We start from the raw sequence: 23,370 nt of genomic DNA, 5'->3' as shown, positions 1-23,370 counted from the left end.
TCTTGGGGGGCGTGCAGCGTCAAGGTTCGGGCGGCAGTGCCGCCGTGGTCGTCCGCGCGACGGGGTTCGTCCTCCTCGTCGCGCATCTGCTGCTCGTCGCCTGGGTCAGTCTGCGCCCACGGGACGTGGCCTGGGTGACCGCGCCGAACACGGTGCCCCTGGACGGCCTGCGGGCCGATCTCGCGCTGGGGTCCGCCGAGGCGGTCCGGCTGATCGGCGAGGGCCTGCTGCTGCTCGCCCCGCTCGGGGTGCTGCTCCCGATGGCCGACGGGCGGCTCGACGTGCCCGGCTGGGCCTCCCTGGTCCGGACGGCCGCCGCCGGGGCGCTCGTGTCGCTCGCGGTGGAGCTGTTGCAGACCGCGGTGCCGGGGCAGGTCGTGGATGTGGACTCGGTGCTCCTGAACACGGCGGGCGTGGTCCTCGCGCACCTCCTGCTCGTGCCGGCCGGGCGGGTCTGGCTGCGCCGCAGGTCGGGTGCGGGCCGTCCGGGGTCCTCCGGAGGGACCGGGCGCGGCCGGGGTTCCGTCCTGCCGCGGAACGAGGGTTCTCAGGGTGCGACCCCGACGATTCCCAGGGTCCCGATCGCCCGGTAGACCGACGCTTCGTCCCCCTTTCGACCGCAGTATGGAGTCATCGGAAGCCCGACGGAGCGGCTCCCGGACCGACCTGAAGGAGCCCACCATGGCCGCACTCATCCGCCCCCGTGACGGACGCGTGATCGGCGGGGTGTGCGCGGCGCTCGCCCGGCGCTTCGGCACCTCCGCGACGACGATGCGCGTGATCTTCCTGGCGTCCTGTCTGCTGCCGGGCCCGCAGTTCCTGGTGTACCTGGCGCTGTGGCTGCTGCTGCCGGCCGAGAAGACGGCGAGCGCGGCCTGGTAGCCGCCGCGCGCACGACGAGGGGGCGCGCACCCGGGGTCTTCCGGGTGCGCGCCCCCTCGGCCGTCGTACGGGCCGGGTCAGCCGAGCGGCAGGCCGTTCAGGGGCAGGCCGCCGAGGAGTCCGCCGAGCGGGGTGGCGCCGAGGCCGCTGGTGGCGGTGCCGAGCGGGAGGTTCTGGGTGGCCTGGCCGGCGGCGGTCGGGAGGGTCCTGGTGACCTGGTCCAGGCCCTGGCCGAGGGCGCCCTGTCCGGCGTCGAGCCCCTTGGCGGCGTCGTCGGGGAGCTCGCCGAGGCCGTCGCCCAGCGGGACGGTCTGGGTGACCAGGCCGAGCGCGTCGGGGGCTGCGGGCGCGGCGGAGGCCGTGCCGGCGGCGGCAGCGGCGAAGGCGGCACCGAGGGCGACGACACCGAGCTTCTTGGCGGACTGCTTCATCTGGGGAACTTCCTAAGGGGGAATCCGGGGGCTTCGGGAAAAGCCGTGCGGGGAAATCCGGGGAATGACAGGGGGAACGCAGAGCGGCTCTGCAACCTAACCAGCGGGGGGACCCTCCGCAAACACCGGAAAGCGGCCGGATGTCGTGCCGTCCCGGCCGCCTCCGCCCCTCCCGGGGGCTCCGCTCAGTCCTCCGTGCCGGAAGACCCGCTGGTCGCGGCGGTCTGCTGGAACAGCCATTCGGACCGGAGTTCGGCGTAGCCGGGCTTGATGACCTCATTGATCATGGCCAGTCGTTCATCGAAAGGAATGAACGCCGATTTCATCGCATTGACCGTGAACCACTGCATGTCGTCGAGCGTATAAGCGAACGCCTCGGTCAGCAGCTCGAATTCACGGCTCATGCTCGTGCCGCTCATGAGGCGGTTGTCGGTGTTGACCGTGGCCCGGAAGTGCAGCTTGCGCAGCAGGCCGATGGGGTGCTCCGCGATCGAGGCGGCGGCTCCGGTCTGGAGGTTGGAGGAGGGGCACATCTCCAGCGGGATCCGCTTGTCGCGGACGTAGGCGGCGAGGCGGCCGAGGCGCACCGAGCCGTCGTCCGCGACCTCGATGTCGTCGATGATCCGGACGCCGTGGCCGAGGCGGTCGGCGCCGCACCACTGGAGCGCCTGCCAGATGGAGGGCAGCCCGAAGGCCTCGCCCGCGTGGATCGTGAAGTGGTTGTTCTCCCGCTTGAGGTACTCGAAGGCGTCGAGGTGGCGGGTGGGCGGGTAGCCGGCCTCGGCGCCCGCGATGTCGAAGCCGACGACCCCGGAGTCGCGGTAGGCGTTGGTGAGTTCGGCGATCTCCAGGGAGCGGGCCGCGTGCCGCATGGCGGTGAGCAGGGCCCCGACCCGGATGCGGTGGCCGTCCTCCCTGGCCCGCCGCTCGCCCTCGCGGAAGCCCGCGTTGACGGCCTCCACGACCTCTTCGAGGGTGAGGCCGCCCTCCAGGTGCTGCTCGGGGGCGTAGCGGACCTCCGCGTACACGACGCCGTCCTCGGCGAGGTCGACGGCGCACTCGGCGGCGACGCGGAAGAGGGCCTCCCGGGTCTGCATGACGGCGCAGGTGTGCGCGAAGGTCTCCAGGTACCGCTCCAGGGACCCGGAGTCGGCGGCCTCCCTGAACCAGGCGCCGAGCTTGTCGGGTTCGGTCTCGGGGAGGTTCTCGTAGCCCTGCTCGCGGGCGAGTTCGATGATCGTGCCGGGGCGCAGCCCGCCGTCGAGGTGGTCGTGGAGCAGCACCTTCGGGGCGCGGCGGATCCGGTCCGCGGTGGGGACGCTGTGGGTCTGGCTCGTCATTGCCGCACTCTAGCCCCTACGCGCGTAGAGCGCCCCTCGTGGCGCTCGCCTTCCCGTACGTTCGCGGCGGCGCCCGCCGGGCTCGAACGGGCTTGCCGGGCACGTCCGTTCGAGGGCCCCGGCGGCGATACGCAACAGTGACCGCGCGTACGGCTGGCGTACACCTCCGCTTCTGAGACTGTTCTGCCATGGCGCACTTCGCACTCGTGGGGCCGCCCGACGCACGGAGACCCCGGCTCGGACGGTCCGTCGCAGGTTCCGGCACGTCGGCGGTGGGCGGCGTGGTGCTGCTCCTCCCGGACGGCGAGCCGTCGTCGAGGCGCCGGGCCTCCGCGCGGGCCCACGCGGCGATGGTCCCGCTCGGGCGCGCCCTGGTGCGGGCGGGCCGGGCCGAGGGGCTCGTCGCGCACGTGGTGCGCTACCGGGCGCGCGGCTGGAACGGCGCGGACGCGGACCTCGCGGCGGACGCCTCCTGGGCGGTCGAGGAGGCCGTACGGCGCTACGGCGACGTCCCGGTCTGCCTGGCCGGGCACGGGCTCGGCGGACGGGCCGCGCTGCGGGCGGCCGGGGCGGACGCGGTCGGCGCGGTCCTGGCGCTCGCCCCCTGGCTCCCCGAGGACGACGTGGCGGCCGAACCGGAGCCGGTGCGGCAGCTGGTGGGGCGCCGGGTGCTGCTCGTGCACGGCACCAACGACGCCCGTACGGACCCGGAGCTGTCGTTCCGCTTCGCCGAGCGGGCGAAGAAGGCGAACCGGGAGACCTGCCGCTTCGAGGTGCACTCGGACGGCCACGCGCTGCGCCAGTACGCGGACGAGGTCCGGGCCCTGGCCGTCGACTTCGTCCTCGGCGCCCTCTTCGCCCGGCCGGTCGCCCGCCCCCTGACCGACGCCTTCGCCGCGCCCCCGCCGCTCGGCCTGCGGATGCCGCTCGCGGCGGGGTTCGGGGGCGCGCGGCGGACGTGACCGCCTCACGCCGGGGGCGAGGGCTCCTTCGGGAGCAGGTGGCCGCGCCGGCTCAGGAGGAACTTCTTGAAGGCGGCCACCGGGGCCGTGTCCGGGTGGCCGTCGAGCCAGGCCACCCCGATCTCGCGGACCGCGCGCGGGGCGGTGACGGTCAGTTCGACGACACCGGGCCGGGGCACGGCCGGCGGGGGCAGCAGGGCGACGCCGAGCCCGGCGGCGACCAGGCCGCGCAGGGTCTCGGCCTCCTCCCCCTCGAAGGCCACCCGGGGCTTGAACCCGGCCTCCGCGCACAGGTCGTCGGTGATGCGGCGCAGCCCGTACCCCGGCTCCAGGGTCACGAAGGTCTCGTCGGCGGCCTCCGCGAGCCGCACCCGCTTGCGGGTCGCGAGCCGGTGGTCGTCCGGGACGACGAGCCGCAGTCGCTGCTCGTCCAGGCGCCGGGCCACCAGGTCGGGCGCGTCCGGCACCGGCGAGGTCAGGCAGAGGTCGAGGTCGCCGGCCCGCAGCCGCTCGATCATGGCCTCGCCGTAGTTCTGGACCAGGGTGAAGCGGACCCGGGGGTGGTCGACCCGGAAGGCGCGGATGAGCCCGGGGACGGTCTCGGAGCCCATGGTGTGCAGGAACCCGAAGGCGACCCGCCCGGCGGCCGGGTCGGCGTCGGCCCGTACGGTGTCGGCGGCCCGCTCCACCTCGGCCAGGGCCCGCTCGGCGGCGGTGAGGAAGCGGCGGCCCGCCGGGGTGAGGGAGACCGTGCGGCCCCGGCGGGCGAAGAGGGTCACGCCGAGGTCCTGTTCGAGCCGGACCATCGCCCGCGAGAGCGTGGACTGGGGGACGCCCATCTCGGCCGCGGCCCGGGTCACGTGCTCGTGCCGGGCGACGGCCGCGAAGTACGCGAGCCGGGGCGCGAGCAGCAGTCCCATGTCTTCTTCGTTACTGCTCGGTGACAGCCGGGGCTGTGACCTGTACTCATGCACCATGGGAACGATTACAGCAGTTCCGTGCATTGGACGCATGAAACCCGTCGTCCTACGTTCGTGGCATGCCTTCCGCCAGTACCAGGGCGGCCGCCACCCACGCGTCCGCCGACACCCGTCTCTCCCCCGGCGCCCCCGGCTACCGCCGCATGAGCCTCGCGCTCTTCGCCGCCGGGCTCGCGACCTTCACCCTCCTCTACTCCACGCAGGCCCTCCTCCCGGCGATCTCCGCCGACTTCGGCGCCACCGCCTCGGCCGCCTCGTGGACGGTCTCCGCCGCGACCGGCGCCCTCGCCCTGTGCGTCCTGCCGTTCAGCGCCCTCTCGGAGCGCTTCGGCCGGCGCGCGACGATGACCGTCTCCCTCTCGGTCGCGGTCGCCCTGGCGCTCCTGGTGCCGCTCGCCCCGAACCTGGAGTCCCTGGTCGTGCTGCGCGCGCTCCAGGGCGCGGCGCTCGCCGGGCTCCCGGCCTCCGCGATGGCGTACCTGGCCGAGGAGGTGCGGCCCAAGGCGCTGGTCGGCGCGATCGGCCTCTTCGTGGCGGGCAACTCCATCGGCGGGATGAGCGGCCGGATCGTGTCCGGCTGGATCGCCCAGGTGTGGGGCTGGCGCGCGGGCGTGGCCGCCGTGGGCCTGGTCTCCCTGGCGTGCGCGCTCGCCTTCCGGGCGCTGCTCCCGAAGGCCCGGCACTTCACGCCCGGGACGCTGCACCCGAGGGCGCTGGCCCGGACCGTGCGCGGCCACCTCGCCGACCCGCTCCTGATGCGGCTCTACGCGATCGGCGCCCTGTTCATGACGGTCTTCGGCGCGGTGTACACCGTGATCGGCTACCGCCTGGTGGAGGCCCCGTTCTCGCTGCCGCAGGGCGTGATCGGCTCGGTCTTCCTGGTGTACCTGGTCGGTACGGTCTCCTCGGCGGCGGCCGGGAAGCTGGTCGGGCGGCTCGGCCGGCGCGGGGCGCTCTACCTGGCGGTGACCACCACGGCCGCGGGCCTGCTGCTCTCGCTGGCCGACGCGCTCCCCGCGGTCCTGGCGGGCCTCGTCCTGATCACGGCCGGCTTCTTCGCGGGCCACGCGGTCGCGTCCTCCTCGGTGAGCCGCACGGCGAAGACGGGCCGGGCGCAGGCCTCGGCGCTGTACCAGTCGGCGTACTACCTGGGCTCCAGCGCGGGCGGCACGCTCGGCGCGGTCGCCTTCCACGCGGGCGGCTGGGCGGGCACGGTCCTGATCGGCCTGGTCGCGGTCCTCGGCGTCGTCTCGATCACCCTGTACGGCACGCACAGCGCGCGCGTGGAGGCGCGGCGGATCCGTCCGGCGACCGCCTGAGGCGCGCCGGGCGCCCCGCGGCGGCCCGCCCGTGACGGAAGCCCCTCTTCCCCGGGCGGGCCGCAACCGCCAGACTCCTCCGTACGTCTTCGGGGACAGGACTCCAGGGGGTGCAGAGGACATGAGGGAAGTCATACGCCGGACGGGCCGGAGGGCGGTCGTCACGGCCGGTCTGACGGCGCTGGTGGTGCCGCTGACGGTCGCGCTCGGGACGGGGACGGCGGAGGCCGCGACCTGCAACGTGACGACCGGGCCGTACCAGAAGCAGGTCGAGAAGTTCCTGGGCCGGCCGGTCGACGGGCGCCAGTCGTCCGCCGACTGCAAGGCGATCCAGGCCTTCCAGAAGAAGCACGGGATCACGCCGTCCGCCGGGTACGCGGGGGAGATCACCTGGCGCACCATGAACACGATGAACCAGCAGAAGGCGGCCGGGAAGAACCCGAACAAGGACCGCAAGTGTCCGACCGACAAGGGCCGGATCGCCTGCGTGGACCTGACGCGGCAGCTGAGCTGGATCCAGGACGGCGCCAAGCTGAAGTACGGCCCGGTGCCGGTGCGCACGGGCAAGAACGGCACGGAGACCCGTACCGGCCCGAAGAAGATCTACTGGCGGAACATCGACCACTGGTCGACGCTCTACCACGTCTCCATGCCGTACGCGCAGTTCTTCGACGGCGGCCAGGCCTTCCACTCGACCACCAAGTCGATGTGGAACCCGCCGGGCTCGGGCGGCTGCGTGAACATGACGTCGGCCGACGCGAAGGCGTACTGGAACCTGCTGCGCAACGGCGACGACGTCTACGTGTACGGGCGCAAGCCGGGAACCTGACCCCGGCTGTCAGTGCGCTGCGGTAGCTTCGCTCCCATCGGCACCGAACGGGTGCCGGTGAGGGCGAGCGGGGTGTGCACCGATGAGCGACGCAGCGATCGCGACGACCGAGGAACTCGACAAGTACCGCCGTGAGCTGACCGGTTACTGCTACCGGATGCTCGGCTCCTCCTTCGAGGCGGAGGACGCGGTGCAGGACACGATGGTGCGGGCCTGGAAGGCGCTCGACTCCTTCGAGGGCCGCTCCTCGCTGCGGTCCTGGCTGTACCGGATCGCGACCAACGTCTGCCTCGACGCGCTGAACGCGGGGAACAGGCGGGCGCGGCCGATGGACCTGACCTCCCCGACGCCGGTGGAGCGGGCGCAGCTCGTGAAGCAGCCCGAGATCACCTGGCTGGAGCCGGTGCCGGACGGGCGGGTGCTGCCCTCGGTGGCGGACCCGGCGGAGGCGGCCGTCTCCCGGGAGACCGTGCGGCTCGCGTTCGTGGCCGCGCTCCAGCACCTGCCGCCCAAGCAGCGGGCGGTCCTCATCCTGCGCGAGGTGCTCGCGTGGAAGGCGAGCGAGGTGGCGGAGCTGCTCGACACCTCCGTGGCCTCGGTGAACAGCGCGCTGCAGCGGGCCCGCGCGACCCTGGCCGAGCAGGCGCCGGCCTCCTCCGACCCGGCGGACCCGCTGGACGAGGAGCAGAAGGCGCTCCTGGAGCGGTACGTGGCCGCCTTCGAGGGCTACGACATGAAGGCGCTGACCGCCCTCCTCCACGAGGACGCGACGATGTCCATGCCGCCGTACGACCTGTGGCTCCGGGGGCACGACGACATCGTGGGCTGGATGCTGGGCGTCGGTGACGTCTGCCGCGGCTCGAAGCTGGTGCCGACGGTCGCCAACGGCTCGCCGGCCTTCGCGCACTACCACCCGGACCCGGAGGGCGGTTACGGCCCGTGGGCGCTGATCGTCCTGGAGCTGCGGGAGGGCAAGGTGGCGGGGATGGACTTCTTCCTGGACACCGAGCGCTGGTTCCCGCTCTTCGACCTGCCTGCGAGGCTAGAGGCCTAGGGTCCCGTCGAGCCCCGTCAGCCGGAGCAGGGCCCGCAGCTCGGGGCCCGCTCCGTGGAGCCGGAGGCGGTGGCCGTGCCGGACCGCCGCGAGCTTCAGCCGGGCCAGGGCGTCGACGGCGGCGAGCCCGTCGGGCACGAGCGCGCCGGCCTCGCAGACGACCTCGGCGGGCGGGGCGGCGGCGAGCTCCGCGCAGAGCCGCTCGACCTCCTCCCGCCCGGGCCGGGCGCTCAGGGTCACGACGAGGGGCCGGCTGGTGCCCGGCTGACTGGTGTCCACGTCCGGTGAGACCGGAGCGCGGGCGGGAACTCATCGGAAGGCCCCTCCGCCGGACACCCCCTAGGCTCCCGGTCATGACTCTCGAACCCGTCGAACTGGTGATCTTCGACTGTGACGGCGTACTGGTGGACAGCGAGCGGATCTACTGCCGGGTGGACCGGGAGGTGTTCGCCGGCCTCGGGGCGGAGTTCACCGAGGCGGAGATCGTCGAGCGGTTCGTGGGCTCCTCCCACGAGGTCCTGACGGCGATCCTGGAGGAACGCATCGGGCGCCCCCTGGAGCCCGGCTGGCACGAACCCTTCCGGCAGCGGTACGAGGACGCGCTCGACGCCGAGCTGACCGCCGTCGAGGGCGTCGCCGACGTCCTGGACGCGCTGTCCGTCCCGTACTGCCTCGCCTCCAACGGCAGCCACCCCACGATCCGGCGGAACCTCGGCCGCACCGGGCTCCTGGAGCGCTTCGAGGACCGGATCTTCAGCGCCCGTGACGTCGCCCGGGGCAAGCCCGCCCCGGACCTCTTCCTGCACGCCGCCGCCGCGATGGGCGTCCCGCCCGCGCGGTGCGCCGTCGTCGAGGACAGCCCGTACGGCGTCGAGGCGGCCCGCGCCGCCGGAATGCGCGCCTTCGGCTACTGCGGCGGCCTGACCCGCGCGGACCGCCTGGCGGGCCAGGGGACGGTGGTCTTCGAGGACATGCGGACGCTGCCGGGGCTGCTGGCGGGGACGGGGCTCTAGCCGAGCGGAAAGGTTCCGGTGTCGAGGGTGAGGTCGAAGGGGGCGGGGAGGTGGAGTTCCCGGCCGAACTCGACCGCGTCGAGGACCCGGTACAGGCCCTTCTTCGGCTCGCCGTACAGGGTCGCGGTGGGGCGGCCGGAGTGCCAGCGGTCGACGAGCAGGTAGAGGGGGACGGCGGCGGTGGCATAGGCCTGCAGCTTCACGATCCGGTCGTGGTTCGCGTTGTTCCGCGAGGTGATCTCGACGACGAGTTCGGCGTCGGACGCCTGGATCGCGAGAGGGGCTTCGCGCACGGCCCCCTTGGGAGCCACGAGGAGGTCGGGAATGAACATCCCCGCGCGCGTGGGCAGAGTGACGGCCTGCGTCTGGTAGACCCCCCGGTCGCGGGGGATCACCCCGTAGAGCGCCCTCTGGACTTCGTCGGCGATGTCGTTGTGCAGGGGTGACGGCGGCGGTGACACGGTGATGATCCCCTCGATGATCTCCACCTTGCAGCCCTCGGGCGCGTCCGTCTCCTCCCAGATCCGGACGAGGTCGTCCCAGTCGCGGCCGTTGGCCCCCGCGGAGTCGACGGTGAGTGCGCTCACGGCGGTCTCCAATCAGTGCGTCACCGATCCCAGCATGCCGAACGGGACCGGCGGGGGTCCACCGGTCCCGTTCGCCTGGACGTGTCAGGCGCATATGCCCAGGTGTCAGGCGATGCGGTCCAGGACGATCGGGGAGGCCGTGAAGGACGTGCCCGCCGGGGCGATGTCCCAGGTGTTCTCCAGGGAGCCCAGGGCGTAGTCGAACTTCTCCGGGGTGTCCGTGTGGAGGGTCAGGAGGGGCTGGCCCGCCGTGACCGTGTCGCCGGGCTTGGCGTGGAGCTCGACGCCCGCGCCCGCCTGCACCGGGTCCTCCTTGCGGGCGCGGCCCGCGCCCAGGCGCCAGGCGGCGATGCCGATGTCGTAGGCGTCGAGGCGGGTCAGGACGCCGGAGGAGGGGGCCGTCACGACGTGCTGCTCGCGGGCGACCGGGAGGGTCGCGTCCGGGTCGCCGCCCTGGGCCGCGATCATCCGGCGCCAGACGTCCATCGCGGAGCCGTCGGCGAGGGCCTTCGCCGGGTCGGCGTCCTTGATCCCGGCCGCGTCGAGCATCTCGCGGGCCAGCGCGATCGTCAGCTCGACGACGTCCGCCGGGCCGCCGCCCGCGAGGACCTCGACCGACTCGCGGACCTCCAGGGCGTTGCCCGCGGTCAGGCCGAGCGGGGTCGACATGTCGGTGAGCAGCGCGACCGTCCTCACGCCGCTGTCGGTGCCGAGCCGGACCATGGTGGAGGCCAGCTCGCGGGCGTCCTCGATGTTCTTCATGAAGGCGCCGGTGCCGACCTTGACGTCCAGGACCAGCGAGCCCGTGCCCTCGGCGATCTTCTTGGACATGATCGAGGAGGCGATCAGCGGGATCGCCTCGACGGTGCCGGTGACGTCGCGGAGCGCGTACAGCTTCTTGTCCGCCGGGGCCAGGCCGTCGCCCGCCGCGCAGATGACCGCGCCGGTGGTGTCGAGGACGTGCAGCATCTCCTCGTTGGAGAGCAGCGCCCGCCAGCCGGGGATGGACTCCAGCTTGTCGAGGGTGCCGCCGGTGTGGCCGAGGCCGCGGCCGGAGAGCTGCGGCACGGCCGCGCCGCAGGCGGCGACGAGCGGGGCGAGCGGGAGGGTGATCTTGTCGCCGACGCCGCCGGTGGAGTGCTTGTCGGCGGTGGGCCGGGAGAGGGAGGAGAAGTCCATGCGCTCGCCGGAGGCGATCATGGCCGCGGTCCAGCGGGCGATCTCGTCGCGGTTCATGCCGTTCAGCAGGATCGCCATGGCCAGGGCGGACATCTGCTCGTCGGCGACCGCGCCGCGGGTGTACGCGTCGATGACCCAGTCGATCTGCTCGGGGCTCAGCTCGCCCTTGTCCCGCTTCGTACGGATGACGGAGATGACGTCCATGGGGTGGTGCCTCTTTCTACGCGCATAGAGGGGGAAAGGAGGAGCGGCCCTTCCATCGTGCCGGAAGGGCCGCTCCGAAGTGCTACTGGGACAGGTGTTCCGGGCCGAAGGCCTGCGGGAGCATCTCGGCCAGGGTCAGCAGACCGGCCGGGGTCTCCAGGACCAGTTCGGGGCCCCCGAACTCGTACAGGAGCTGACGGCAGCGCCCGCACGGGACCAGGGACTCGCCCCGGCCGTCCACGCAGACGAAGTGGGTCAGCCGGCCGCCGCCGGTCGCCTGGAGCTGCGAGACGAGCCCGCACTCGGCGCACAGGCCGAGGCCGAAGGAGGCGTTCTCCACGTTGCAGCCGGAGACCGTCCGCCCGTCGTCCACGAGGGCCGCCGCGCCGACCGGGAAGCCCGAGTACGGGGCGTACGCGCGGGACATCGCCTCGCGCGCCGTGACCCGCAGGGCCTCCCAGTCGGACTCGGAGAGCTTCGCGGTCACTTGCCCTGGCCCTTCCGGTACGGCAACCCGTCCGCCTTCGGCATCCGCAGGCGCTGTGCCGACAGGGCGAGCACGAGCAGGGTGGTGACGTACGGGGCGGCGTCGACGAACTGGCTCGGGACCTCGTCGGTCAGCGCGTACCAGAGGAAGAAGACGGCGGAGAAGGCGGCGGAGACCACCGCGACCACGTACTTCTTCCGGTACAGCTGCCAGAGGGCGGCGATCACCAGGAGCAGCGCGACCAGGAGCAGCAGCGCGTGGACGTTCTCGGCGCCGCCGCGCAGCTTGAGGCTGTCGGTGAAGCCGAAGAGTCCGGCGCCGAGCGCCATGCCGCCGGGCATCCAGTTGCCGAAGATCATCGCGGCGAGACCGATGTAGCCGCGGCCGCCGGTCTGGCCCTCCTGGTAGATGCCGGTGGCGACGATCGCGAGGAAGGCGCCGCCGAGGCCGGCGAGGGCGCCGGAGACGGTGACGGCGATGTACTTGTACTTGTAGACGTTGACGCCCAGGGACTCGGCGGCGACCGGGTTCTCGCCGCAGGAGCGCAGCCGCAGGCCGAAGGCCGTGCGCCACAGGATCCACCAGGTGGCCGGGATCAGCAGGATCGCGACGACGGTGAGCAGCGACAGGTTGGTGACCAGGCCGCCGAGGATGCCGGCGAGGTCGGAGATCAGGAACCAGTGCTTGGCCTGGAGGTCCTGCAACCAGTCGGAGAGCCCCGGAACGGTGATCTTGGTGATCTGTTCGATGCGGGGGGACTGCTTGGAGGAGCCGCCCTCGGCCTCGGCGAACGTGAAGTTCGACAGGTACTGGGTGAAGCCGACCGCGAGGATGTTGATCGCCACACCGGAGACGATGTGGTTCACGTTGAACGTGACGGTGATGACCGCGTGGAGCAGACCGCCGATCGCACCGCCGACGAGGCCGAAGAGGACGCCCGTCCACGGGCCCCACTGGTAGCCGGCCCAGGCGCCGAACCAGGTGCCGAGGACCATCATTCCTTCGAGACCGATGTTGACGACGCCCGCGCGCTCGGCCCACAGACCGCCGAGGCCGGCGAGGCCGATCGGGACGGCGAGCTGGAGCGCGCCGGAGACCTGGCCCACGGAGGTGAGGTCATTGGCCCCGGAGACGACCCGGACCAGCGAGAAGAGCACGAGGCCGGCCGCGACGATCAGCATGATCCACGGCAGGGTGAGCTTGCGGCGTCCGCCGCCCTTGGGCGCGGCGCTCGGCTTGGTGGCAGCGGCGGTGCTCATGCCGAGACCTCCTTGTCGGTCTTGAGGGCGCCGCCGGCGGCGAGTTCCTCGCCGACCTTCTGCTGCTGGCGGCGGAGGCCGTAACGGCGGACGAGCTCGTAGGAGACGACCACGGCGATCACGATGATGCCCTGCATGATCTTGGTGATCTCCTTCGGGTAGCCGAAGGTGTCGAGCGACGAGGACGCCTTGTCGAGGAAGGCGAAGAGGAGGGCGGCGAAGAAGATGCCGACCGGGTGGTTGCGGCCGAGCAGCGCGATGGTGATGGCGGTGAAGCCGACGCCGACCGGGAAGTCGAGGCTGTACGTGTGGGACTCGCCGAGCAGCGTCGGCATGCCGGAGAGGCCGGCCAGCGCGCCCGAGAGCAGCATCGAGGTGAGGATCATCTTCTTGGCGTCGACACCGCTGGCCTGGGCGGCGGACTCGCTGGCGCCGGTGGCGCGCAGGTCGAAGCCGAACCGGGTGCGGTTGAGGACGAACCAGTAGACGACGCCGAGGGCGAGGGCCACGAAGGTGAAGCCGTAGATGACGCCGCTGCCCTCGCCCATGTCGATGCCGGGGAACCAGCCGGACTCGGCGATCTCACCGGTGGTGAGGTTGTTGGAGCCCTCGGGCTGGACGCCGAAGTTCTTCGGCAGGATCAGCCAGGCCACCAGGGAGGTCGCGATGGCGTTGAGCATGATCGTCGAGACGACCTCGGAGACGCCGCGGGTCGTCTTCAGGATGCCGGCGATGCCGGACCAGAAGGCGCCGGTCAGCATCGCGACGAGCACGATGAGCAGGATGTGCAGCGGGCCCGGCAGCTCGACGGAGGCGCCCACGAGGGCGGAGACCATCGCGGCGAGCCGGTACTGGCCGTCGACGCCGATGTTGAAGAGGTTCATCCGGAAGCCGACCGCCACGGCCAGGGCCGCGAGGTAGTAGATCCCGGTCTGGTTGACGATCAGGACCTGGATGTCGGAATACCCGGCGTTCTCGATCATGATCCGGATCGGCTCGATCGGGTCGAGTCCGGTCGCGAGCAGCACCAGCACGGTGAGCACGAACGAGGAGACCAGCGCGAGCACCGGTCCCGCCGCGCCCAGGATCAGCCGGTCCTTGTCGAATTTCATCATCGGGCGTCACCGTTTCCGGGGTGCTCTTCGGTGCCTTCGAGTCGGCCGGTGGCAGCGCCGGTCATGGCGGAGCCCAGCTCCTCGGGCGTGATGGTGGCGGGGTCGGCGTCGGCGACCAGCTTGCCGCGGTACATGACCCGGAGGGTGTCGGAGAGGCCGATCAGCTCGTCGAGGTCGGCGGAGATCAGCAGCACCGCCAGGCCCTCGCGGCGGGCGTCCCGGATCGCGTCCCAGATCTGCGCCTGCGCGCCGACGTCCACGCCGCGGGTGGGGTGGGCGGCGATCAGGAACTTGGGGGCGTGGCTCATCTCGCGGCCGACGATCAGCTTCTGCTGGTTGCCGCCGGAGAGGGAGGCCGCGGTGACGTCGATGCCGGGGGTGCGCACGTCGTACTCGCGGACGATCCGCTCGGTGTCCTTGCGGGCGGCCTTCGGGTCGAGGACGCCGCGCTTGGAGTTGGGGGCCTCGGTGACGTGGCCGAGGATGCGGTTCTCCCAGAGGGGGGCCTCCAGGAGCAGGCCGTGGCGGTGCCGGTCCTCGGGGATGTAGCCGATGCCGCCCTCGCGGCGCTTGCGCACGGAGACCTTGGAGATGTCCCGGCCGTCGAGGGTGATCACGCCGGAGTCCGGGGTCGCCATGCCCATGAGGGCCTCGATCAGCTCGGTCTGGCCGTTGCCCTCGACGCCCGCGATGCCGAGGATCTCGCCCTTGTGGATGGTGAGGGAGACGTCGTCGAGGAGCCTGCGGCCCTCGGCGGTCTCCTCCAGGACGGTGGCGCCCCCGGCCGGGTCCGGCGGGGCCGCGCTGGTCAGCGGGGCGGCGGCGACGGCGCCGGTCTCGGACAGGGTCAGGTTCCGGACCTGGAGCATCGGCACGTCGGTGACGGTCGACTCGCGGGTCTCCGGGGAGGGCAGCTCGCTGCCGACCATCAGCTCGGCGAGCTGCTTGGTGGTGGCGGTCTTCGGGTCGGCGGTGCCGACCGTGGTGCCCCGGCGGATGACGGTGATGTCGTCGGCGACCTTCAGGACCTCGCCCAGCTTGTGCGAGATGAAGATGACGGTCAGGCCCTCGGACTTGAGCTCGCGCAGGTTGTCGAAGAGCGCGTCGACCTCCTGCGGGACGAGGACGGCGGTGGGCTCGTCGAGGATGAGGATCCGGGCGCCGCGGTAGAGGACCTTGAGGATCTCCACGCGCTGCCGGTCGGCGACGCCGAGGTCCTCGACGAGGGCGTCCGGGCGGACCCCGAGGCCGTACTGGTCGGAGATCTCCCGGATCTTCTTCCGGGCCTTGGCGCCGATGCCGTGGAGCTTCTCGCCGCCGAGGACGACGTTCTCCAGGACGGTGAGGTTGTCGGCGAGCATGAAGTGCTGGTGCACCATGCCGATGCCGCGCGCGATGGCGTCACCGGGGCTGGAGAAGGTGACCTGCTCGCCGTCGACGGCGATGGTGCCCTCGTCCGGCTTCTGCATGCCGTAGAGGATCTTCATGAGGGTCGACTTGCCGGCGCCGTTCTCGCCGATGAGGGCGTGCACGGTGCCCTTGCGGACCGTGATGGCGATGTCCTTGTTGGCGACGACGCCGGGGAATCGCTTGGTGATGCCGTGCAGTTCTACGGCGGGGGGGCTGGACGCGTTGATGACGCACTCTCCTTGGCCGGAAGGAGTGGGAGCGGGAGGGCAGGGCGGGGCGAAGCTATCGTGCCAGGGAGACATCTACACGCGTAGCACTGCCGAAAAATGAAAATCCGTACGGGAACGGGGCCCGGCTCCGGTGGGGGTCCCACCGTCGCCGGGCCCTGAGGTCGCTGACCTGCGGTTCCTTACGGAGTGGTCTTGACCGTGATCTTGCCGTCGACGATGTTCTTCTTCGCCTCGTTCACGGCGGCGATGACGTCGGTCATCTTCTTGTACGCCGGGTTGGAGTCGGACAGGCCGACGCCGTCCTGGGCGAGGCCGTAGCGGATCTCACCGGTCTGCGGCTTGCCGTCCTTGACCGACTTGATCAGGTTGAAGACGGAGTCCGAGACGTCCTTGGTGACCGAGGTCAGGATGTGGTCCTTGTAGGAGGCCAGACCCGCCTGGTTGTACTGGTCGGAGTCGACGCCGATGGCCCACTTGTCCGCGGCGGCGGCGGCCTCGATCGAGCCCGAGCCGGCCAGACCGGCGGCGGCGTAGATCACGTCGGCGCCCTTGTCGAGCTGGCCCTGCGCGGCGGCCTTGCCGAGGTCGGGCTTGGAGAAGCCGTCGAAGTTCGGCGGCTGGGTCAGGTACTGGACGAGCACCTTCACCTTGGGGTTGGTGTCCTTGGCGCCCTGCTCGAAGCCCGCCTGGAACTTCTTGATCAGCGGGACCTCGACGCCGCCGATGAAGCCGACCGTGCCGGTCTTCGACGTCTTGGCGGCGGCGACGCCGGCCAGGTAGGAGCCCTGCTCCTCGTTGAAGACGAGGTTGGCGATGTTCGGGGCGGTCACCGAGGTGTCGTCGATGAGGCCGAAGGTGGTCTTCGGGTAGGCCTTGGCGACCTTGGCGATCGCCGGGGCGTAGGCGAAGCCGACGCCGATGACCGGGTTGCTCCCGGAGCGGGCGAGGGCGGTGAGGCGCTGCACCTTGTCGGCGTCGCCCTCGCCCTCCGAGGGCTCGGCCTCCTTGCCCTTGACGCCGAGTTCCTTCTCGGCCTTCTGCAGGCCCGCGTAGGCGGCGTCGTTGAAGGACTGGTCGCCGCGGCCGCCGATGTCGTACGCGATGGCGGCCGTGACGGTCTTCGAGTCCGAGCTGGAGCTGCTGGAACCGGAGTCCGTCGAGGACTTGCCACACGCGGTGGCGGAGAGGGCGAGCGCCGCGGAGGCGATGCCCACGGTCGTGATCCTGGTGATCCGGCGCAAGAGGAGGGTCCCTTCAAGACTGACCGAAAGCGCCTCTTCCGGCGCTGGTTTCGCGGCGATCGTAACGCGCGTAGATGTCAGTTAAAGACCCGTTCATGAGTCGTTATCGGATCGTCGCGAACCGGCCGGGCGGGGCGACCGAGGGCGTTCGGCCCGGTACCGCCGGTTATACCGGCGGGGGCGCCCGCCGCGACAGGGGGCGTACGGCGGACACGCCGGACGCTGGGCCGTCGGGGGGAACGGCTGGGCCGGACGGATGAGGGCGTCCGTCCGGCCGGAAAGCGTCGTTCGGGCGTACGGGTCGGGCGTGCGAGTCGCGGTCGGCGTCCCGGGGCGCTCGGGCCTCCTGTGCGCCGGGCCCCTCAGGCCTCCGGCGCGCCGCCGTCGAGCAGGGCCGCCGCCGTGAAGAGCTCCACGGCCGCCTCGATGGCGCTCTCGTCCACGTCGAAGTCGCCCGCGTGCAGGTCGCGGACGCGGGTGTCGCCGGGGACGCGGACGCCGAGGCGGGCCATGGCGCCGGGGACGTGCTCCAGGTACCAGGAGAAGTCCTCGCCGCCGAGGCTCTGCTCGGTGTCCTCGATCGCGTGCGGTCCGCGCCGGGCGGCCATGGCGTCGCGGAGCAGCTCGGCGACGGCCGCGTCGTTGACGACCGGCGGGACGCCCCGGACGTAGGTGACGGTCGACTTGGCCCGGTGCAGGGCCGCGACCTCGTCGATCGCCGCGTGCACCAGGTCGGGCGCGTCGCGCCAGGCCGGCAGGTCGAGGCAGCGGACGGTGCCGGAGAGCTCGGCGTGCTGCGGGATGACGTTGGGGGCGTGGCCGGCCTCGATGCGGCCCCAGGTGACCGAGAGGCCCGAGCGGGCGTCGACGCGGCGGGCCAGGACGGCGGGGACGTCGGTGGCGACGCGGGCGGCGGCGGTGACCAGGTCGGTGGTGAGGTGCGGCCGGGCGGTGTGGCCGCCGGGGCCGTCCAGGGTGATCTCCAGCCGGTCGCAGGCGGAGGTGATGGGGCCGGCGCGCAGGCCGATCTTCCCCGCGTCGACCCTCGGGTCGCAGTGGACGGCGATGATCCGGCCGACGCCGTTCAGGGCGCCGGCCTCGACGACGTCGACGGCGCCGCCGGGGAGGACCTCCTCGGCGGGCTGGAAGATCAGCCGCACGGCGCCCGGCAGGAGCCCCTGCCGGGCCAGCTCGGCGAGGACCAGGCCCGCGCCGAGCACGGAGGTGGTGTGGACGTCGTGTCCGCAGGCGTGGGCGCGGTTGGCCACGGTGGAGCGGTAGGCGACGGTCTTGACGTCCGGGATGGGCAGCGCGTCGAGGTCGGCGCGGATCGCCAGCATCGGCCGCCGCGGGTCCGGGGTGCCGATGTCACAGATGAGTCCGGTGCCGGCCGGAAGGACCTCCGGCGCGAGCCCGGCCGCCTCCAGGCGGGCCTTGAGCGCGGCGGTCGTACGGAACTCCTGCTTCCCGAGCTCGGGGTGCATGTGCAAGTCCCTGCGGAAGACGATCAGTTCGTCACGCAGGGTCGCGGGCAGCTTTCCGGGCAGAGTGGCGGAGCCTGGCTCACGGGACTTCAACTGGTTCACCTTTTGAAGGGTAGGCCTTCGGGGTGGCCAACTGCCCGTTGATCACGAAAAGTTCAGTCCGTTAGGGGAAAGAACCTCGATTTCCCGGGCTTAAGGACCACTCCATGTGGGTATCCTCACCCGATTGCCCCGTATGTGCGGCGGGAAACGTCACCCGAACTCCAGCCGGTCGACGGCGGGGGTCCTGCGCGCGGTGAGCCGGTCGACCTCGTGGGCCGCCGTGCCCGTCACGCCGGACAGGAAGCCCTGCGCGCGGGGGGAGGCGGTCGCCCGCAGCCACTCGGGCGCGATGTCGCAGACGGCGACCTTCACGCCCGTGCCGGCGAGGGCGAGCGGCAGGGTGTGCACGACCGTGGACGGGAAGCTGACGATCGTGCGGCCGACCGGTCCGCGCCGGGCGATCAGCTCCAGGGGCAGCTCGGGCCGGACCACCTGGAGGCCCGTCTCGACCGCGATCCGGTGCAGCTTCTCGGCGCTCTCCCTGCGGTGCGCGAAGTAGCGGGTGGCGCCGTGGGTCCGGGCGAGCTCGCCGACCACGCGGGTGTAGTGGTCGGCGTCGACCACGCCCGTCTCCACCAGCGAGGTGCCGACCAGGTCCGCGCCGCCGGTGAGCAGCGGCGGGCCGAAGCGGGCACGGGTCCAGGCGTAGGAGTTCTCGGTGACCTCGACGCCCGCCGGCGCCTCCACGGGCAGCGAGGTGAAGATCTCGACGGTGCGGCCCCGGGCCGGGGCGAGCCGCCGCCGGGCCAGGGTGGTCACGGGGGCGAGGACCAGCTCGCGGGGGCCCAGGCTGCCCTTGCGGTGCCAGCGGACCAGGCGCTCGCCGCGGCCGAGCTGGGCGGCGAACTCCATGGTCGCCGTGCCGTCGTCGACCACGGTCAGGTGCCGGGGGGCGAAGAGGGTCAGGAGGAGCTGGACGTACCGGGAGAACGGGTCCCCGATGATCACCCGCTCCGCCGAGCGCAGCGGCCCGGCGAGCCGCCGCAGGGTGCGGACGAGGGCGCCCCGGCCGCCGCGGGCCTCCTGCCAGTGGACGGTGAGGCCCTCGTCGCGGGCCAGCTGGGCCATCCGGCGCAGCTGGCCCCGCGACATGGGGTCAGTCGGCGAGAGGACGACGACCGTGAGGGGGGCTGGCGTGGTGCCGGGGGCCGTGACGGGTGCGGGGGCCTCCGGGGCGGGCTTCCCGGCGGCGGGGGCGCCCGTGGCGGGTGCCCCGGTGCCGGGGGCCGTGTCCGTGTCCGTGGCGGGTGCCCCCGTGCCGGGGGCCGCGCCTATGCCCGTGCCGGGGGCCCGGGTGTGTGCCCATTCCAGGACGTTGAGGAGCTGGACCGGGCTCTCGACGAACGCCAGCTGCCCGGTCATGAGGCGACGGCGCCCTGGACCCGGCGGAGCTTCTTCATCGGGCCGAGCTCCGACTCGTACACCTTCTTGACCCCGTCGCCGAGGGCCGTCTCGATGGTGCGGATGTCGCGGACCAGGCGCGTCAGGCCCTGGGGCTCGACGGAGGCGGCCTGGTCGGAGCCCCACATGGCGCGGTCGAGGGTGATGTGGCGCTCGACGAACACGGCGCCGAGGGCGACGGCGGCCAGGGTGGTCTGGAGGCCGGTCTCGTGGCCGGAGTAGCCGATCGGGACGTTCGGGTACTCCTCCTGGAGCGTCTGGATGACGCGCAGGTTCAGCTCCTCGGCCTTGGCCGGGTAGGTCGAGGTGGCGTGGCAGAGCAGGATGTTGTCGCTGCCGAGGACCTCGACGGCGTGCCGGATCTGCTTCGGCGTCGACATGCCGGTGGAGAGGATCACCGTGCGGCCGGTGGAGCGCAGCTCGCGCAGCAGCTCGTCGTCGGTGAGGGAGGCGGAGGCGACCTTGTGGGCGGGGACGTCGAACTTCTCCAGGAAGGCGACGGCCTCGGTGTCCCACGGGGAGGCGAACCAGTCGATGCCGCGCTCCTTGCAGTGCGCGTCGATGGCCCGGTACTCCTCCTCGCCGAACTCCACGCGGTGGCGGTAGTCGATGTAGGTCATGCGGCCCCAGGGGGTGTCCCGCTCGATGTCCCACTGGTCGCGCGGGGTGCAGATCTCGGGGGTGCGCTTCTGGAACTTGACCGCGTCGCAGCCGGCCTCGGCGGCGACGTCGATGAGGGCGAGGGCGTTCTCCAGCTCGCCGTTGTGGTTGATGCCGATCTCGCCGGTGACGTAGACGGGCTGCCCGGGGCCGGCGGTCTTGGCGCCGAGGGTGCGGAGACGGGTGCTCATGGTGCGGGTCCTTAGGGTTCGGTGGTGGTGCGTGCGGGGGTCGTGCGCGCGGCGTCGGCGCGTACGGGGGTGTCGAGCTCGGGTCCGAGGAGCCAGGCGGCGATCTCGCGGATCGCTCCGGCGCCGCCCGGGGTGACGGTGACCGCGCGGGCCGCGGCCCGTACGGAGTCGTGGGCGCTGCTCACCGCGACGGGCCAGCCGACGAGGTGGAAGCAGGGCAGGTCGTTGACGTCGTTGCCGGCGTAGAGGACGCGCTGCGGGTCGATGCCCTCGGCCTCGCACCACTCCTTGAGGGCCCGGTCCTTGCGGTCGATGCCGTGCAGGACGGGGATCCGGAGCTTGCGGGCGCGGGCGGCGACGACGGCGTTCTGTTCGGTGGAGAGGATGAGGACGGGGAGTCCGGCGCGGCGCAGGGCGGCGATGCCGAGGCCGTCGCCGCGGTGCGCGGAGACGAACTCGCGGCCCTCGGCGTCGAGGTGGACCCGGTCGTCGGTCTGGGTGCCGTCGAAGTCCAGGACCACCGCGTCCACGTCGGCGAAGCCGGGGGTGACGGGGGCGTCCAGGAGCGGGGCGAGGGCCTTGGCGCGGGCCAGGTCGTGCGGGTCGTCGATCTCCAGGACCCGGGCGGGGTCGGTGACGACGAGCGCGGTGCGGCCGAAGAAGCGGTGCCGGTGGGTGCGGAAGCCGGGCGCGGCCATGGCGTAGACGGCGCCGGTCTCCAGGTACTCGGGCTCCCGGTCCTGGCGGCGGGGGCGGTGCGCCCTGTCGTGGTTGACGCCCTCGGCGCCCTCCCCCGTCTCGCGCCAGAGGAAGCCGTGCGACGGGGCGGCCGTGAAGGCCGTGTCGGCGGCGCCGGCGAGGATCCGGTCGGCGGTCTCGGCGACCTCGGCGGAGGTGAGGAAGGGGCTGGTGCACTGGACGAGGAGGACCACGTCGGCGGCGCGGCCGTGGGTGGCCTCGAAGGCGTCCATGGCGTGCAGGACGGCGGCCTCGCTGGTGGCGGTGTCGCCCGCGATCGCGGCGGGGCGGTGCACCGCCTCGGCGCCGGCGGTGCGGGCCGCGGCCGCGATGGCGGGGTCGTCGGTGGAGACCACGACGTGGGTGACGGAGCGGGCGCCCAGGCAGGCGTGGACGGCCCGGCCGACCAGGGGGACCCCGGCCACCGGGGCGAGGTTCTTGGCGGGCACGCCCTTGGAGCCGCCCCGGGCGGGGATCACGGCGAGCACGACGGCCGCGGGGCTCGTGTGCACGGGGGCGGCGGGCGCGGTCCCGGGGGTGGGCGCGGTGGTCGCGGAGGCGGCGGCCTCGGACGCGGGCGCGGGCCCGGAAGCGGCGGCCTCGGACGCGGGCGCGGCGGTCCCGAGAGCGGGCGCGGCGGTCGCGGGCGCAGGCGCGGCGGGCCCGGAAGCAGGAGCGGCGGCCTCGGACGCGGGCGCGGCGGTCCCGAGAGCGGGCGCGGCGGTCGCGGGCGCAGGCGCGGCGGGCCCGGAAGCGGGTGCGGCGGTCATCAGAGTTCTCCCAGGCGGCGGATGACGGGGGCGACGCGCTGCACGCCGTGGCGGTACGCGCCCCGCGCGGCCTCCCGGACGACCCGGCGCAGGCCGCTCTCGCGGGCCTCCGGCGCGGTGACGTCCAGGCGGTGGCGGGCGAGGATCCCCGGCAGGTAGCCGGAGGCCGTCTCCGCGGTGTAGTAGGGGGTGATCGGGGGGAGCGCGGGCAGCGCCAGGAGGGCGGCGACCCGGTCGCGGGCCGCGTCGAAGGCCTTCTCGTACGAGCCGTCGGAGGCGACCCCCTGGCGGGCGAGCCAGGTCTCGTCGGGCGTCGGCGCGAGCCCCTCGTCGAGGCGGTCGAAGCAGGTCAGCAGGCCGGAGCCGACGAAGTGGTGGTTGCCGAGCGCCTCGCGGACCCCGAGGTCGGTGAGGATCGCGGTGGGGATCCGCCGGTGCAGGGCTTCCAGGGCGGCCGTCGAGGAGACGGTGACGAGCAGGTCGGTGCGGTCGAGGACCTCGCCCATGTGCCCGTACACGAGGCGGAAGTTGTCCGGCGGGTCGAGCTCGCGGACCAGCTTCTGGAAGGGGAACTCCTCCAGGTGCGTGGTGTGTTCGCCCGGCTTGGAGCGGAGCTTGAGGAGCACCTCGCGACCCGGGTGGAGCCGGGCGTGCCCGATCAGCCGCCGCAGCACGTGGGCGCGTTCGGCGCGGGTGGCGGGCACGGAGGGCTGGGCGGCGAAGACCAGGGTGTCGCGGCCTGCGGCGGGGGCGTACGGAGCGCCGCCGAGGAAGGGCAGCGCCGCCTCCACGACCGACTCGGCCCCGGCGCCCACCCCTTCGTACACGGCGCGGAAGCGCTCGGCGTCGTGGCGGGAGTTGGCGAGGACGACGTCGGCGCCGTGGCGCAGCAGCAGGCCGTCGGTCAGCTTCTCGTAGACGACCCCGACGTAACCGGTGACGATCACGGGCCGCCGCGCGAGGCCCAGGTCGGCCAGGCCCTGGAGGACGGCCCGGACGGTGCCGCCGACGAGGGCGAGGACGAGGACGTCGTACCCCTCGCCGCGCGCCTCCGCGTCCCGTACGGCGCGCAGGAACTCCACGCCCGTCACCTCGCGGGGGGCGTCCGCGGACACCCCGGTCTCGGCGAGCTGGCGGGCGGTGGGGGTGGCGCGTCCGCGCAGGACGAAGCCGGTGGGTTCGGCGCTCGTCGCCGTGATGCGGCGCGCGGTGAGGGCGCCCCATTTCCACCGGGTGTCGGAATCGGCGAGTACGGCGACCCGTATCGCTTCTCGGGTACGTGATGGCACGTCGAGGACGCTAGAAGGGCATTCCGCTCTTCGGCCCAACTGAGCCACAACAACCGGTGAACAGAGCCTCTCCGCCTGCTGAAGCGGGTCGGGATCCGGCCGCCCGCGGCCGGATTCCCCACTCGGGAAAAGGCGGTTAATCGGCTCGCCGCTTGGTGTTCACCGGACATCCCCCCGCCGGTCGGTGGGAATGCCGGGCCGGCGCCTAGCGTC

23 protein-coding genes are annotated in these 23,370 nt (G+C 72.8%); 7 read left to right on the top strand and 16 right to left on the bottom strand.

The features are described from left to right. Positions 1 to 11: 11 nt before the first annotated feature. The gene (locus ACIP5O_RS13685) at positions 12 to 593 is read left to right on the top strand and encodes a VanZ family protein (RefSeq protein WP_401292432.1); all 582 of its coding nucleotides are present in this window, start codon (positions 12 to 14) and stop codon (positions 591 to 593) included. Positions 594 to 681: 88 nt separating this feature from the next. Beyond that, positions 682 to 882 carry a PspC domain-containing protein gene (locus tag ACIP5O_RS13680; protein ID WP_401292429.1) on the top strand — a complete coding sequence of 67 codons (201 nt, stop codon included), beginning with the start codon at positions 682 to 684 and terminating at the stop codon, positions 880 to 882. 77 nt (positions 883 to 959) lie between these two features. Here ACIP5O_RS13680 and ACIP5O_RS13675 read toward each other — a convergent pair whose 3' ends face one another. Both ACIP5O_RS13675 and ACIP5O_RS13670 read right to left on the bottom strand, forming a co-directional pair. After that, positions 960 to 1,313, bottom strand: a complete 354-nt coding sequence (locus ACIP5O_RS13675) for a hypothetical protein (RefSeq protein WP_401292427.1) — start codon at positions 1,311 to 1,313, stop codon at positions 960 to 962. A 185-nt stretch (positions 1,314 to 1,498) separates the two neighbouring features. Beyond that, positions 1,499 to 2,653, bottom strand: coding sequence for an adenosine deaminase (locus ACIP5O_RS13670; RefSeq protein WP_401292425.1), 1,155 nt, complete (start codon positions 2,651 to 2,653; stop codon positions 1,499 to 1,501). Positions 2,654 to 2,841: 188 nt separating this feature from the next. Here ACIP5O_RS13670 and ACIP5O_RS13665 point away from each other — a divergent pair, with 188 nt between their 5' ends. Beyond that, the gene (locus ACIP5O_RS13665) at positions 2,842 to 3,615 is read left to right on the top strand and encodes an alpha/beta hydrolase (RefSeq protein WP_401292422.1); all 774 of its coding nucleotides are present in this window, start codon (positions 2,842 to 2,844) and stop codon (positions 3,613 to 3,615) included. A 5-nt stretch (positions 3,616 to 3,620) separates the two neighbouring features. Here ACIP5O_RS13665 and ACIP5O_RS13660 read toward each other — a convergent pair whose 3' ends face one another. Then, complete coding sequence (locus tag ACIP5O_RS13660; protein WP_401292419.1) at positions 3,621 to 4,592, bottom strand: LysR family transcriptional regulator; 972 nt, start codon at positions 4,590 to 4,592, stop codon at positions 3,621 to 3,623. 62 nt (positions 4,593 to 4,654) lie between these two features. On the opposite strand from ACIP5O_RS13660, the gene ACIP5O_RS13655 reads away from it, so the two are divergent. From ACIP5O_RS13655 to ACIP5O_RS13645, 3 genes are all read left to right on the top strand, one after another. Then, a complete protein-coding gene (locus ACIP5O_RS13655) occupies positions 4,655 to 5,914 on the top strand; it encodes an MFS transporter (RefSeq protein ID WP_356541501.1) in 1,260 nt (419 codons plus the stop codon). A 121-nt stretch (positions 5,915 to 6,035) separates the two neighbouring features. Then, a complete protein-coding gene (locus tag ACIP5O_RS13650; RefSeq protein ID WP_401292416.1) occupies positions 6,036 to 6,743 on the top strand; it encodes a L,D-transpeptidase family protein in 708 nt (235 codons plus the stop codon). Between the two features lie 82 nt (positions 6,744 to 6,825). Continuing rightward, a complete protein-coding gene (locus ACIP5O_RS13645) occupies positions 6,826 to 7,797 on the top strand; it encodes a sigma-70 family RNA polymerase sigma factor (RefSeq protein WP_401292413.1) in 972 nt (323 codons plus the stop codon). On the opposite strand, the gene ACIP5O_RS13640 is transcribed toward ACIP5O_RS13645, so the two are convergent. Beyond that, a complete protein-coding gene (locus ACIP5O_RS13640; RefSeq protein ID WP_401292411.1) occupies positions 7,786 to 8,076 on the bottom strand; it encodes an STAS domain-containing protein in 291 nt (96 codons plus the stop codon). The genes ACIP5O_RS13645 and ACIP5O_RS13640 overlap by 12 nt on opposite strands. A gap of 74 nt (positions 8,077 to 8,150) precedes the next feature. Between ACIP5O_RS13640 and ACIP5O_RS13635 the strand changes: the two genes are divergently transcribed. Beyond that, a complete protein-coding gene (locus tag ACIP5O_RS13635; protein WP_401292408.1) occupies positions 8,151 to 8,810 on the top strand; it encodes an HAD family hydrolase in 660 nt (219 codons plus the stop codon). Here the strand turns inward: ACIP5O_RS13635 and ACIP5O_RS13630 are convergent. From ACIP5O_RS13630 to ACIP5O_RS13575, 12 genes are all read right to left on the bottom strand, one after another. Continuing rightward, the gene (locus ACIP5O_RS13630) at positions 8,807 to 9,397 is read right to left on the bottom strand and encodes a Uma2 family endonuclease (RefSeq protein WP_401292405.1); all 591 of its coding nucleotides are present in this window, start codon (positions 9,395 to 9,397) and stop codon (positions 8,807 to 8,809) included. The genes ACIP5O_RS13635 and ACIP5O_RS13630 overlap by 4 nt on opposite strands. A 105-nt stretch (positions 9,398 to 9,502) precedes the next feature. Continuing rightward, positions 9,503 to 10,780, bottom strand: coding sequence for a thymidine phosphorylase (locus ACIP5O_RS13625; protein WP_401292403.1), 1,278 nt, complete (start codon positions 10,778 to 10,780; stop codon positions 9,503 to 9,505). Positions 10,781 to 10,862: 82 nt separating this feature from the next. Beyond that, entirely contained in the window at positions 10,863 to 11,267 is a 405-nt protein-coding gene (locus ACIP5O_RS13620; protein ID WP_356541490.1) for a cytidine deaminase, read from the bottom strand. Then, positions 11,264 to 12,526 carry an ABC transporter permease gene (locus tag ACIP5O_RS13615; RefSeq protein ID WP_401292401.1) on the bottom strand — a complete coding sequence of 421 codons (1,263 nt, stop codon included), beginning with the start codon at positions 12,524 to 12,526 and terminating at the stop codon, positions 11,264 to 11,266. Before ACIP5O_RS13615 ends, ACIP5O_RS13620 begins: the two co-directional genes overlap by 4 nt. Beyond that, a complete protein-coding gene (locus ACIP5O_RS13610) occupies positions 12,523 to 13,641 on the bottom strand; it encodes an ABC transporter permease (RefSeq protein ID WP_356541486.1) in 1,119 nt (372 codons plus the stop codon). Before ACIP5O_RS13610 ends, ACIP5O_RS13615 begins: the two co-directional genes overlap by 4 nt. Beyond that, entirely contained in the window at positions 13,638 to 15,353 is a 1,716-nt protein-coding gene (locus ACIP5O_RS13605; RefSeq protein WP_401292397.1) for an ABC transporter ATP-binding protein, read from the bottom strand. Before ACIP5O_RS13605 ends, ACIP5O_RS13610 begins: the two co-directional genes overlap by 4 nt. A 107-nt stretch (positions 15,354 to 15,460) precedes the next feature. Next, a complete protein-coding gene (locus tag ACIP5O_RS13600) occupies positions 15,461 to 16,522 on the bottom strand; it encodes a BMP family protein (protein WP_401292395.1) in 1,062 nt (353 codons plus the stop codon). A gap of 362 nt (positions 16,523 to 16,884) precedes the next feature. Further along, positions 16,885 to 18,108 carry an amidohydrolase gene (locus ACIP5O_RS13595; RefSeq protein WP_401292393.1) on the bottom strand — a complete coding sequence of 408 codons (1,224 nt, stop codon included), beginning with the start codon at positions 18,106 to 18,108 and terminating at the stop codon, positions 16,885 to 16,887. 150 nt (positions 18,109 to 18,258) lie between these two features. Continuing rightward, entirely contained in the window at positions 18,259 to 19,470 is a 1,212-nt protein-coding gene (locus ACIP5O_RS13590; protein ID WP_401292391.1) for a hypothetical protein, read from the bottom strand. Beyond that, on the bottom strand, positions 19,467 to 20,360 hold the full coding sequence (locus ACIP5O_RS13585; RefSeq protein ID WP_356541478.1) for an N-acetylneuraminate synthase family protein: 894 nt from the start codon (positions 20,358 to 20,360) through the stop codon (positions 19,467 to 19,469). The genes ACIP5O_RS13590 and ACIP5O_RS13585 overlap by 4 nt, the downstream gene beginning before the upstream one ends. A gap of 11 nt (positions 20,361 to 20,371) precedes the next feature. Further along, entirely contained in the window at positions 20,372 to 21,868 is a 1,497-nt protein-coding gene (locus tag ACIP5O_RS13580) for a cytidylyltransferase domain-containing protein (protein ID WP_401292389.1), read from the bottom strand. Continuing rightward, positions 21,868 to 23,157: a DUF6716 putative glycosyltransferase gene (locus ACIP5O_RS13575; RefSeq protein WP_401292387.1), complete on the bottom strand. Its 1,290-nt coding sequence runs from the start codon at positions 23,155 to 23,157 to the stop codon at positions 21,868 to 21,870. Before ACIP5O_RS13575 ends, ACIP5O_RS13580 begins: the two co-directional genes overlap by 1 nt. Positions 23,158 to 23,370: the final 213 nt, after the last annotated feature.

This window comes from Streptomyces sp. NPDC088915 (assembly GCF_044749825.1).
Lineage (GTDB): Bacteria > Actinomycetota > Actinomycetes > Streptomycetales > Streptomycetaceae > Streptomyces.
The sequence above is the reverse complement of the archived record's forward strand: the minus strand, read 5'-3'. Positions and strand labels throughout refer to the sequence as shown.